A 12,173-nucleotide genomic window follows, 5' to 3' on the forward strand; every position below is an offset into this window, starting at 1 on the left:
ACTAATGAAATGTCACTGTGTAATGCATGTTGCTTCGTCGTATTATTGTGACGACGCTTATGATAATATCATGAATAATATCATTTAGGCAATAGTTTTTTTAAAATAAAAATATTTTTTATTTTTTCCTTCTTCGTCTTCAAGTCAGACCCTCGTAATCATGAAGAAGAGCCGGCAAAAAAGCCAGCTCCTTGTTCATGAAAAATTACGCTAGACGCCAAGGGCTTCTCACGATATTTGTTTGGTTACGGTCAGGACCGACAGAGAAAGTCGTCAAAGGAATTCCCACCAATTGTGATACACGCTCAACATAGTGACGAGCATTACCCGGTAGTTCATCCAATGATTTGCAGCCTGTGATATCTTCAGACCAGCCTGGAAGCTCTTCGTAAACTGGTTTACATTCGCCAGTTGCTTTCAATGTCGCTGGCACCTCATGAATCACTTTTCCTTGGTATTCATAAGCAACACAAATTTTGACCGTATCAAGTCCTGATAACACGTCAATCGAGTTCAATGAAAGATCGGTAATCCCGCTGACACGGCGTGCATGGCGAACGACAACAGCATCAAACCAGCCAACACGGCGCGGCCTGCCTGTAGTTGTACCATATTCACGGCCGACTTCTCGGATTTGGTTACCGATTTCATCATGCAATTCCGTCGGGAAAGGACCATCGCCCACACGGCTTGTATATGCTTTACATACACCAACGACATGGTTGATTTTCGTAGGACCTACGCCTGAACCGATCGTAACGCCGCCTGCAACCGGATTGGATGAAGTGACGAATGGGTACGTTCCTTGATCGATATCAAGCATGACTCCTTGTGCCCCTTCGAATAATACTCGTTTTCCTTCATCAAGTGCATCATTCAATACAACCGAAGTATCGCAAACATATTTCTGCACTTGTTGTCCGTACTCATAGTACTCATCCATGATGTCTTCGATTTTGAAACCTTCCGTCTCATAAAAACGCTCGAACATACGATTTTTTTCGACAAGGTTATGCGACAGTTTTTCCTCAAAAATCTCACGGTCCAAAAGGTCTGCCATCCGGATTCCGTTACGAGCTGCTTTATCCATATAAGCAGGGCCGATTCCTTTTTTCGTCGTTCCAATTTTATTGGCGCCTTTACGCTCCTCTTCGACCTCATCCAATTTGATATGATAAGGAAGAATGACGTGGGCACGGTTCGAAATACGGAGATTATCCGTACTCACTCCATGGCTATGCAAATAAGCAAGCTCCTCTACAAGAGCTTTTGGATCGACCACCATACCATTTCCAATGACACAAATTTTATCACTATAAAAAATCCCTGACGGAATTAAATGCAGTTTATAAGTAACACCGTTAAATTTTATTGTATGTCCTGCATTGTTTCCACCTTGATAACGAGCGATGGCTTCTGCATTCTGGGATAGAAAATCTGTTATTTTACCTTTACCTTCGTCTCCCCATTGTGTACCGACTACTACAACTGATGACATCTGAATAAAGCACCTCCAAAGGTTCACGTAATACCGATCAATAACCGGTTCTTATCAAACAAACCTATTTTATCAATAATCCAAAGGGGAAGTCAATACAATATCCGAACATTACACATTTTTATAAATAATTTGTTCGTAAAAAAGGGAATGGAATGCTTTCCCGGCTTGATTGGTATTGGATTATCTCCTATTATTTCCGGCAGTTGCTTTTATTATTATCACAGGGCACTCCTTTTTCAAGAAATAAAAAAAGCCCGCCATATTTTAGATGACGGGCTGTTCCTTATGCTCCGGGCGACATCGAATCGTCGTCGAAACGCCGTTCGAGGTTAACGAATTTATTGTACTCTTTCACGAAGGCAAGCGAAACCGTTCCTACCGGACCATTACGCTGTTTCGCTATGATGATTTCAATGATGTTTTTATTCTCCGATTCTTTATCATAATAATCATCACGATATAAGAATGCCACGATATCAGCATCCTGCTCGATACTTCCTGATTCCCGGATATCAGACATCATCGGGCGCTTATCCTGGCGCTGCTCCACTCCCCGTGATAGCTGGGAAAGGGCGATGACTGGCACTTTAAGTTCACGAGCGAGCGCTTTGAGTGAACGTGAAATCTCCGATACCTCCTGCTGACGATTATCGCCTGAACGACCATCGCCTTGAATTAACTGCAGGTAATCGATCAAGATCATGCCAAGGCCATGTTCCTGCTTCAAACGGCGGCATTTCGAACGAATTTCACCAATCCTCACACCTGGCGTATCATCGATATAAATGCCGGCATTGGACAAGCTGCCCATCGCCATCGTAAGCTTGCGCCAATCCTCATCGGTCAGGGAACCTGTCCGTAAGTTCTGGGCGTTAATGTTTCCTTCGGCACAGAGCATACGCATAACGAGCTGCTCTGCACCCATTTCAAGACTGAAAATCGCTACATTTTCCTCTGTTTTGGTCGCAACGTTTTGAGCGATATTCAAGGCAAATGCCGTTTTACCTACAGAGGGACGGGCACCGACTATGATGAGGTCGTTACGTTGGAAACCGGCCGTCATTCGATCGAGTTCAGCAAACCCTGTCGGTATTCCCGTGACATCCCCTTTCCTGGTAGTCAAAATTTCTATGTTATCGTACGTCGCAACCAATACATCTTTAATATTTTGAAAAGACCCGGAATTTTTACGCTGGGCCACTTCCATGATCGTTTTTTCTGCTTCCCCGAGCAGCTCCTCGACCTCGTCCTCGCGACTGTAGCCTTCCTGAGCGATGTTGGTCGCTGTCCTGATCAAACGGCGAAGCAAAGACTTCTCCTCGACGATTCGGGCATAATATTCAATATTGGCGGCCGTAGGGACCGACCCAGCCAATTCGCTTAAATAAGAAACGCCCCCAACTTCTTCGAGGTTTTTTGTCGCAGCCAGTTCTTCCGTCACCGTTATCAAATCGACAGCTTTGCCTTCGTCATTCAAATTAAGCATCACATTAAAGATCTTTTGATGAGAGCTTCTGTAAAAATCCTCCGGAATCAAAACTTCCGATGTAACGGTCAATGAAGATGGCTCAAGAAAAATGGCACCTAGTACCGCTTGCTCCGCTTCTACATTCTGAGGCGGGATTCTATCCTGAAATTGTTCTATCATATCTTAAAACCTCCCATTCTAAGAGGATACCTTTTTGCTCATAAGTTTCTAGTCAAAAGAAAAAAGTGAAAGGACTACATGCCCAATCACATTTTTCGTCTAACTCTATTTTATCAATTTTTCGCAGATATGAAACAGCTAAAATTAGTTAATTTCTTTAACATGCACGGTTAGTGTCGCAGTTACTTCAGGATGAAGCTTGACAGGCAGCTTCGTATGTCCTAGAGAACGGATGCCGTCAGCAAGTTCCATTTTACGTTTATCAAGCTTGATGCCATGTTTTTTCTGAAGCTCTGATGCGATTTGCTTCGTCGTGATCGAACCGAATAAACGCCCGCCCTCACCAGCTTTAGCAGAAAGTTCGACTGTTAATTTCTCCAATTGCACCTTCAAGTCTTCGGCATGCTGCAGCTCTTCGGCAGCAAGTGATTGTTCTTTATTCTTCTGTGCTTCCAACGCGCTTACATTTGTATTATTTGCTTCAACGGCCAATCCTTGTTTAATCAGGAAATTATGTGCATATCCATCCGCAACATTTTTAACTTCCCCTTTTTTCCCTTTACCTTTAACGTCTTTTAGAAATATGACTTTCATTCTTTTTGTCCTCCTTCTAAGTATTCATCGATTGCCGCTTTTAACCGGCCTTCGGCTTCTTCAATCGAGCACGCCTGCTGAGTGGCGGCATTCGTTAAGTGTCCGCCTCCATTCAGCATTTCCATTATTACCTGGACATTGATATCCCCTAGGGAACGCGCACTAATGCCAACTGTGTCATCAGATCGCTTCGCCATGACGAAGGAAGCAACGACGCCATCCATCGTCAATAGGGTGTCGGCAGCCTGAGCAATGAGCACCTGATTATGGACCTGGTCGGTTTTTGCCGAGGCAATCGCAATTCCCTTTTTATAAAAGATCACTTCTTCAATGAGCTTCGACCGTTTAATATACGTGTCCACGTCTTCCTTCAAGAACTTCTGGACGAGCACCGTATCGGCACCATGCGCCCTTAAATAAGAAGCTGCATCAAAGGTGCGTGAGCCAGTTCTTAATGTGAAGCTTTTCGTATCGACAATGATACCGGCAAGAAGCGCGGTCGATTCCAGCATGTCGATCTTTGAGCGTTTCGGCTGATATTCAAGCAGCTCCGTTACTAGCTCAGCTGTTGAAGAAGCATATGGCTCCATATAGACGAGCAATGAGTTCTTGATGAACTCTTCACCGCGTCGATGATGGTCAATGACGACAACCTTGTCGATCCGATTCAATAACCGCTCTTCAATCACCATCGAAGGCTTATGTGTATCGACCACGACCAGCAATGTCTCATCCGTGACCATCTCAAATGCTTCATCAGGCGTTATAAACCGGGCATACAGATCTTCTTTATTCTTAATTTCTGCCATTAAACGAAGCACACTGCTATCAAGCTGTTGGGTGTTAATGACAATATATCCTTCACGTTCATTCATTTGGGCAACCTTCAAGATCCCGATCGCTGAACCGATTGCGTCCATATCCGGGTTTTTATGGCCCATGACGATAACCTTATCACTATCAAGGACAATATCCTTTAGTGCATGGGAAATCACACGCGCCCGGACCCTTGTGCGTTTTTCCATCGGGTTGGTCTTCCCGCCATAGAATTTTACTTTTCCATTCGCCTGTTTTATTGCAACCTGGTCACCGCCCCTTCCAAGGGCAAGATCTAGGCTGGACTGTGCAAGCGTACCTAATTCAGGCAGGGATGATACGGCAGAGCCGACCCCTATGCTCAAGGTCAATGGTACGTTTTGCTTGGCCGTCGTTTCCCTAATTTCATCCAGGATCGAAAATTTTCCCTTTTCCAATTGCTGCAGGATGTGTTCATTAAAAACTGCGATGAATCTCTCCGAGGAGACCCTTTTAAAGAAAACGCCATTATCCCTTGCCCATTTATCGAGAAGCGAAGTGACCAGGCTATTAATGCTGCTTTTACGCTGATCGTCCATACCCTGTGTCAAATCATCATAATTATCGAGGAGGATGATCGCTATTGCCGTCCGCTCATCTTCATATAGTTTCTCGATTTCCACTTGCTCCGTCACATCAAAAAAGTAAAGCAGTCTTTCCTCACGCTTATGGACCACTTTGAATTTCCGATCGTGGAGCGTAAGCGTTTCTGTCTCGATTTCTTGTTTAATTAACGGGACGATCGAGTCTGCGACATCATACAGAGACCTCCCTGCCAATGAATCCTCACTAAAACAGGAGGCAAGAAAAGGATTGGTCCATTCGATGTAATACTCTTCATTGAAGAGCATGATCCCAATTGGCATTTCCAATAACGCTTCCTCGCCGACCTTCTTTAATCGGTAAGATAAAGTCGTTATATATTCTTCTGTCTTGCGTTGTTTTTTTTCGACCATTCTTAATGTTAAATAAAATAAACCAGCAAGAATCAACAGTCCAAAAAGGGCAATAATCCAGTTATAATAAGCCAGGATGCCCAAAAGTAGCACACCTGCGGCCAGCATCCCATACAAAGGGGACTTAATCGAGTATTTTTTCAAATAAGATGTCATAGTTTCAGCTCCTAAAAGCATCTGTTTTACAAAAAGGCTTACCCCTATTTCTTTACGTTCTCCCTAAAAGGAAAGCCTAAATCTATTATACCTAAAAAACGAATGACCGTCTTGATAATCGGAAGCGGTAACAACAAGGAAACAACCACGATTATAACGGGAATGGCCTTGGCCCATGACTTCACATGAGCGATATAAAAAATCAGGGAGTATCCTTGCAATAATATGAAGAACTGCAGGATGAAAAATAAGTTCGTTATCGCCATATATACAAAGCCGTTTTTGTCCGTATTCACAAAAAGGGCAAGAAGCATCGTAATTAAATAATACCATAAAAGACTTTTCGGAAGTCGCAGATCTCGAAAATGAGGCCATTTTAACGGTTTTTCGCTGAATCTCTTCAAGATGGGATGTGCAGCGAGGAAAATGACCAATACCATCAAGACTGACATCAAGACGAACAGACTTGGCATTAAAGTGTAAAACAAATCGATTGCCTGATACAACTGTGTTTTGAACTGTTCTGTCTGTGCCTGCTCAAAAGAACCCATGATGTTAACCTGAGTCTCGGCAGATGCCTTAATCATGTTCAACGCTTTTTCTATGTAATTTACATCCGTTAACAATACGGAGGCTGCATATAGTATGATTGTTCCCATCAGGAACACAAGAACTGCACTTATGAACGCTGTTGCCATCGATTTATCCTTTTTCAAGCAAAGACCGATTACAATTCCCGTTGCTCCCATAAGCAAGGTCATTGGAATGGATAATACCGATCCGATAAGGAGCGTCAATAGTGAAGCGATGAATAAATATCCTAGGCTCCACGAAAGTTTTTGCTTTATTGCGAACAATATGAAAGGAGTTGGTAAAAAGAAAAGCGTAATGGTACCTATTATCGGAACATGGATGGTGATGAACAGTAACATGCAATATAGTGCCAGAAGGGCTCCGCCCTCCGCAATTCGTCTTCCGCTATTCATCTATTTTTTTCACCCCCTGCATTATGGTCTTAAGTTCATCTTTATATTGTATCCGTTACGGCCAAGATATTTCAAACATGACATCCTTTTTTCAAAATATGAATAGCATTCCCTTGGAAAACTTCATTTTCAATAAAGGACAATTGGATTTCTTTTTACTTAAAAACATATTATAAATCAATATGTAAGATTAATAATTATCCTTTTTTGTAAGGCTGTTTTAGCATACTTTGCTGCTAATCACCAACGTCTCCATTGCTCGCTTTGCAGAGGGGCGGCGTGAACGACCCTAATTCGTAATATAATGGATTCCCCTTAAAAGAGGTGAATTACTGAGTGTCAGATAACATATATATAATTCTAAGGGTAATCGAACTAGTAAAGAACTGCATAAGTATTAATTAAATCACATAAAGCTTATTTCATTAAAAAATGAACACAAAAAAGCACAGTAAAATTTAATTTCACTGTGCTTTTAATACTATCCAATTATTCACCAGATACGTATGGAAGTAATGCCATAGTACGTGAGCGTTTAATAGCAATCGTTAATTTACGTTGATATTTAGCGCTTGTGCCAGTTACACGACGTGGTAAGATTTTACCGCGTTCTGAGACGAATTTTTTTAGAAGATCTGTATCTTTGTAATCAATTTTAGTGATTCCGTTTGATGTGAAATAACAAACCTTTTTACGCTTACCGCGTCCTTTACGTCCACCCATTGCCATAATAATTTTCCCTCCCTGCATTTTGAATTTTCATTTTAAACGGCTGCTTAAAATGGAAGATCGTCATCTGAAATGTCGATGGTCTTACCGTCATTTGCAAATGGATCATCATCTACACGAGTGTAGTTGTTATTGCTCCGTTGATTCTGATTAGGATTTTGTCCATACGAGTTGTTGTCATTTCCGTTATTGTTACCATAACTTTTTTGACCGCCACCGTAAGAACCGCCTTCATTTCTTTCACCCGCTGAACTGCTTCGTGGTTCAAGGAACTGAACGCTCTCAGCCAGAATCTCCGTCACATATACGCGTTTGCCGTCTTGTCCTTCATAATTACGTGTTTGGACACGTCCATCCACGCCAGCCAAACTGCCCTTTTTCAAGAAGTTAGCTACATTTTCTGCCGGTTTACGCCAAACTACACAGTTAATGAAATCCGCTTCACGTTCACCTTGCTGATTCGTAAAACCACGATTAACAGCTAAAGTAAAGGTTGCTACGGGAACTCCATTAGGTGTATATCGTAATTCAGGATCTTTAGTTAAGCGTCCTACCAAAACTACGCGATTCATCATCAGAATCAACCCCTAGGTTTCAAGCTTGTTTCGTGTGAAACAAGATTAGAATTTATATGAATATCGAATTAAACTTCTTCTCTAGTAGCCATGTGGCGAATAATGTCTTCACTGATTTTAGCAAGACGATCGAATTCTTGGATCGCAGCACTTTCAGCGTTAACTTTAAGAAGCATGTAGTAACCATCACGGAAATCATTGATTTCGTATGCAAGACGGCGTTTACCCCATTCTTTTGCTTCTACTTCCGCACCATTATCAGAAAGGATTGTGTTGAAACGTTCAACTAAAGCTTTTTTAGCTTCTTCCTCAATGTTTGGACGGATGATATACATAATTTCGTATTTTCTCATCACTGTCACCTCCTTTTGGTCTAAGCGGCCCTATTGGGCAAGGAGCAATTATTTATAATTACTCACAAGATGAAATTATAGCATAGTTAAGGAATCTTTGCAACGAACGCTTCGACTTATTACAATTAATTGAAATGGAGTGAAGAAAAGACCCTGCATATGAAACTGCAGGGCCATTCATTCTTATACGTTAAAACGGAAATGGATGACATCGCCATCGTTAACGATGTATTCTTTTCCTTCCAAACGAACTTTTCCAGCTTCTTTTGCAGCACCATGACTGCCCGCTTCAAGCAAATCGGTATAAGAAACAGTTTCAGCACGAATGAAGCCACGTTCGAAATCCGTGTGAATGACGCCCGCACATTGAGGGGCCTTCATGCCTTTACGGAATGTCCAAGCACGCACTTCCTGAACACCAGCGGTAAAGTATGTGGCCAATCCGAGCAAGTTATAAGAAGCACGGATCAATTGGTCAAGACCTGACTCCTCGATACCAAGTTCAGATAAGAACATTTCCTTTTCTTCACCTTCAAGCTCGGCAATTTCTTCTTCGATTTTGGCACAAATCACGATTACTTCCGCGTTTTCGTTCGCAGCATAATCACGCACTTGTTGCACATATTCGTTATCGTCAGCATTAGCCACTTCATCTTCGCTAACATTCGCTACATAAAGCGTCGGCTTCGCAGTAAGCAAATGCATGCCTTTGACGATTTTTTGCTGTTCTTCAGTGAACTCAACGGAACGGGCAGGTTTTTCTGCTTCCAATGCCGCTTTCAAAGAGACCAGGATTTCGTGTTCAGCCAATGCGCCCTTATCTTTTTGCTTGGCCATTTTTCCGACACGGTCGATGCGTTTATCAACCGATTCCAAATCGGCAAGAATCAATTCAAGATTGATGACTTCGATATCATCGATAGGATTCACTTTCCCTGAAACATGGGTAATATTATCATCAGCAAAACAACGGACAACCTGACAGATTGCATCGACCTGACGGATATGAGAAAGGAATTTATTACCAAGACCTTCTCCTTTACTCGCTCCTTTTACAATCCCGGCGATATCCGTGAATTCAAATGCTGTCGGAACCGTTTTTTTCGGTTGAACCAAATCCGTCAATTTTTGTAAACGGTGATCTGGTACTTCCACAATCCCGACATTCGGATCGATCGTACAGAAAGGGTAGTTCGCAGATTCAGCACCTGCCTGAGTAATTGCATTAAATAAAGTGGATTTCCCTACGTTCGGCAAACCGACAATACCAGCTGTTAAAGCCATTTATATTTCACTCCTTCATGATAGTTCGTACATATGGAAAAAGGATTGATCTTCTCTAACGACCACCCAATTACCTAAACCTTTCCCAATTATAGATTTCGCTTCTTAAAAAGACAAGTAAATCATGGAGATGGGGGGACTACTTTCTTACAAAGAAAAAAGCATGATTACTTCTCATGCTTTTCCAGGACTTTTTTCATTTTCTTTGCGAATTCACGTCGTGCCAGCATTACGCTATGCCCGCAGCCTTCACATTTTATGCGGATATCCATACCTAGGCGAATGATTTTCCACTTATTCACACCGCACGGATGTGGTTTTTTCATTTCCACGATATCGTTTAGCGCAAATTCTTTTTCCTCCATGACCATTGAGCCCCCTAATTTCTACGACTCGCTGCCACTGTAAGTAGATTTAACGCCGATTAAATCAAGGGCAGCACTTATTTCTTTTCTCAAAATCCTGCTGAATTCGACATTCTGCAGCGGTTTTGTTTCCGCTGTAACCCGAAGGACGACTTGATCAGGATTTATTGTTTCGATCCCCAAAAATTCAGGAGCTTTAACCAAGGCATCGTATTGGCCTTCCATGCTGTTTAAAAGGTCTATCAGAACCCTTTCGACACGCTCGATCGATCCGTCATTGTTGATTGTCACATCAACTACAGCCTTGCTGTTCAAAATCGAATAATTGGTAACTTGGATAATGCTGCCGTTAGGGATGAAGTGCAATTCCCCAGCATTACTTTTCATTTTCGTTGTACGAAGACCGATTTCAATGACTTCTCCCTCATAGGTATTGATTTTAATATAATCACCGACCGAAAATTGATCTTCAAAGATGACGAAAAATCCTGTGATGATATCCTTGACCAAACTTTGGGCACCAAACCCGATAGCCAAACCGATGACTCCCGCACCAGCGAGTAATGGCATTACGTGAAGACCAAAAATTTCAAGGATCATCATCAAGGCAATGAAATTGATCACGTAGGTAATGATATTTTCCAGCAACTTTATGAGTGTTGTTTCCCTACGCTCCGAAACCCGAATCGGACTTCTAGAACGTGCTTTAAAAAATTTATTTAAAAGAGTCTTTCCTATTGTAATAATAATACGCGATAAGAGCAGAACAAGGAAGATTTTAATAATGCCCTCGCCCATCAACAACCATATCTTTTCATTCAACAATTCGTTTGTAACGTTATCATACATGCGGTTCATGATTTCCTCCTACCTATTGCATAATGCTGCAAAACTGATTTTCTTCTATGAACGTATTTCCTCTACCCCTCTTGCAGTAAACTAATCATGATTAAGAGAAGTTTTCTCTATTTTAACAAGAAATTTGGGTTTCTGTATAAAAAATATATGGGTATAGAGGTAAAAGAAATAAACGTAATTCTCCAGATGATGAAGTACGAGAACATATGGAAAGCAATTGGTAGAAAGGAAGCAAACATTTGTCCAACTCCGCTTTGCCTTTTTGCACACTCTACAAAATATGCCCTCAACGATCACACTAAACACCGTATATTTTTCCCTTTTTATCCGTATACTGTAATACAAAATGAAACAAAGGAGCTGAGTCGATGAATCTGAATTCTAGTCTATTTCACACTAATAAAAATAGATTAAGTCGCATCCTGCATGAAGATGCGGATGCATCCAAACAAATTGCCCAAGAATTGATCAGTCTTTTGCCAACTGGGAGGCTTCAGCCCATCGTCATTGTCTGCATCGGTACGGACCGTTCAACCGGCGATTCACTCGGACCACTTGTCGGCACTCTGCTAAGCGAGAAAACGGAAAACGGCTCATCTCCTTTCCATGTGTATGGTACTCTGGACGAACCGATACATGCGATGAATCTACAGGAAAAATTAAATGAGATTAATCAGGTTCATACCAATCCCTTTATGATCGGCATCGATGCTTGCCTAGGTAAATTGAAAAGCGTTGGCATCGTTCAAATCGGGCAAGGCCCCGTGAAACCCGGTGCTGGAGTCAATAAAGAGCTTCCTTCCGTTGGTAATGCCCATATTACCGGAATCGTGAATGTTAGTGGATTCATGGAATTCATGGTTCTGCAAAACACCCGCCTCAACCTTGTGCTGAAAATGGCTAAAACCATTGCCGAAGGAATTGCTGAGGCGCAAAACCTTTATCAAGTAAAACCTGCCATCACTCCATTCACATGGACAGTGAAGCAAGAAAAAACCCTTTAAATGAAAGAAGCTCCCGCTGCACCCAATCGTTCTCTCACTTATCAGCTCAAGTTTCAATACTTAAAAATGAAAGATCCTTTGAATGGAATGGAGCCTGCAGCGGGAATATAGGTTTAAATGGTACAACCCACAAAAAAAGAAGGAAGGGATCATTTAAACTGGCTCCCATGTCAAAGACACTTATAAAAAAAGAGGTTACTCTACTTGAAGATGATTCCTATATTGAATAGGGGTCATCTTTTTTCCTTGTATCTGTAAGTCCGATTAACCCATTTTTCTCATAAGCCTTCTTCCACCTACAAGCTGATT

Annotated in this window: 12 protein-coding genes; 1 reads left to right on the forward strand and 11 read right to left on the reverse strand. The window is 41.9% G+C overall.

Going from position 1 to position 12,173, the window contains the following annotated elements:
* Positions 1 to 205 precede the first annotated feature (205 nt).
* From ASU00_RS14190 to ASU00_RS14240, 11 genes are all read right to left on the reverse strand, one after another.
* The gene (locus tag ASU00_RS14190) at positions 206 to 1,498 is read right to left on the reverse strand and encodes an adenylosuccinate synthase (protein WP_057914124.1); all 1,293 of its coding nucleotides are present in this window, start codon (positions 1,496 to 1,498) and stop codon (positions 206 to 208) included.
* A gap of 286 nt (positions 1,499 to 1,784) precedes the next feature.
* Positions 1,785 to 3,149, reverse strand: a complete 1,365-nt coding sequence (gene dnaB, locus ASU00_RS14195) for a replicative DNA helicase (protein WP_057914125.1) — start codon at positions 3,147 to 3,149, stop codon at positions 1,785 to 1,787.
* 144 nt (positions 3,150 to 3,293) lie between these two features.
* Positions 3,294 to 3,743, reverse strand: a complete 450-nt coding sequence (gene rplI, locus ASU00_RS14200; RefSeq protein ID WP_057914126.1) for a 50S ribosomal protein L9 — start codon at positions 3,741 to 3,743, stop codon at positions 3,294 to 3,296.
* Positions 3,740 to 5,710, reverse strand: a complete 1,971-nt coding sequence (locus ASU00_RS14205; RefSeq protein ID WP_057914127.1) for a DHH family phosphoesterase — start codon at positions 5,708 to 5,710, stop codon at positions 3,740 to 3,742. Before ASU00_RS14205 ends, rplI begins: the two co-directional genes overlap by 4 nt.
* A gap of 44 nt (positions 5,711 to 5,754) precedes the next feature.
* Positions 5,755 to 6,696, reverse strand: a complete 942-nt coding sequence (locus ASU00_RS14210; protein ID WP_057914128.1) for a YybS family protein — start codon at positions 6,694 to 6,696, stop codon at positions 5,755 to 5,757.
* A gap of 489 nt (positions 6,697 to 7,185) precedes the next feature.
* A complete protein-coding gene (gene rpsR, locus ASU00_RS14215; RefSeq protein ID WP_053348323.1) occupies positions 7,186 to 7,425 on the reverse strand; it encodes a 30S ribosomal protein S18 in 240 nt (79 codons plus the stop codon).
* Positions 7,426 to 7,472: 47 nt separating this feature from the next.
* A complete protein-coding gene (gene ssb, locus ASU00_RS14220; protein WP_057914129.1) occupies positions 7,473 to 8,000 on the reverse strand; it encodes a single-stranded DNA-binding protein in 528 nt (175 codons plus the stop codon).
* 68 nt (positions 8,001 to 8,068) lie between these two features.
* Positions 8,069 to 8,353, reverse strand: a complete 285-nt coding sequence (gene rpsF, locus ASU00_RS14225) for a 30S ribosomal protein S6 (protein ID WP_034316153.1) — start codon at positions 8,351 to 8,353, stop codon at positions 8,069 to 8,071.
* Positions 8,354 to 8,536: 183 nt separating this feature from the next.
* Entirely contained in the window at positions 8,537 to 9,637 is a 1,101-nt protein-coding gene (gene ychF / locus ASU00_RS14230; protein WP_057914130.1) for a redox-regulated ATPase YchF, read from the reverse strand.
* Between the two features lie 167 nt (positions 9,638 to 9,804).
* Positions 9,805 to 10,002 (reverse strand): DUF951 domain-containing protein, encoded by a 198-nt coding sequence (locus tag ASU00_RS14235; RefSeq protein ID WP_057914158.1) that lies wholly within the window; start codon positions 10,000 to 10,002, stop codon positions 9,805 to 9,807.
* Positions 10,003 to 10,023: 21 nt separating this feature from the next.
* Positions 10,024 to 10,860 (reverse strand): mechanosensitive ion channel family protein, encoded by an 837-nt coding sequence (locus tag ASU00_RS14240; RefSeq protein WP_057914131.1) that lies wholly within the window; start codon positions 10,858 to 10,860, stop codon positions 10,024 to 10,026.
* A 368-nt stretch (positions 10,861 to 11,228) separates the two neighbouring features.
* Between ASU00_RS14240 and yyaC the strand changes: the two genes are divergently transcribed.
* A complete protein-coding gene (gene yyaC / locus ASU00_RS14250) occupies positions 11,229 to 11,864 on the forward strand; it encodes a spore protease YyaC (protein WP_057914133.1) in 636 nt (211 codons plus the stop codon).
* The last annotated feature ends 309 nt before the right edge of the window (positions 11,865 to 12,173 follow it).

It is taken from the genome of Peribacillus muralis (assembly GCF_001439925.1).
Classification (GTDB): Bacteria; Bacillota; Bacilli; order Bacillales; family DSM-1321; genus Peribacillus; species Peribacillus muralis.

Coding starts and splice junctions, on each gene's coding strand:
- dnaB (WP_057914125.1), bottom strand. CDS start 3,149: ATGATAGAACAATTTCAGGATAGAATCCCGCCTCAGAATGTAGAAGCG.
- ychF (WP_057914130.1), bottom strand. CDS start 9,637: ATGGCTTTAACAGCTGGTATTGTCGGTTTGCCGAACGTAGGGAAATCC.
- rplI (WP_057914126.1), bottom strand. CDS start 3,743: ATGAAAGTCATATTTCTAAAAGACGTTAAAGGTAAAGGGAAAAAAGGG.
- ASU00_RS14240 (WP_057914131.1), bottom strand. CDS start 10,860: ATGAACCGCATGTATGATAACGTTACAAACGAATTGTTGAATGAAAAG.
- ASU00_RS14190 (WP_057914124.1), bottom strand. CDS start 1,498: ATGTCATCAGTTGTAGTAGTCGGTACACAATGGGGAGACGAAGGTAAA.
- ASU00_RS14235 (WP_057914158.1), bottom strand. CDS start 10,002: ATGGAGGAAAAAGAATTTGCGCTAAACGATATCGTGGAAATGAAAAAA.
- rpsR (WP_053348323.1), bottom strand. CDS start 7,425: ATGGCAATGGGTGGACGTAAAGGACGCGGTAAGCGTAAAAAGGTTTGT.
- ASU00_RS14205 (WP_057914127.1), bottom strand. CDS start 5,710: ATGACATCTTATTTGAAAAAATACTCGATTAAGTCCCCTTTGTATGGG.
- yyaC (WP_057914133.1), top strand. CDS start 11,229: ATGAATCTGAATTCTAGTCTATTTCACACTAATAAAAATAGATTAAGT.
- ASU00_RS14210 (WP_057914128.1), bottom strand. CDS start 6,696: ATGAATAGCGGAAGACGAATTGCGGAGGGCGGAGCCCTTCTGGCACTA.
- ssb (WP_057914129.1), bottom strand. CDS start 8,000: ATGATGAATCGCGTAGTTTTGGTAGGACGCTTAACTAAAGATCCTGAA.
- rpsF (WP_034316153.1), bottom strand. CDS start 8,353: ATGAGAAAATACGAAATTATGTATATCATCCGTCCAAACATTGAGGAA.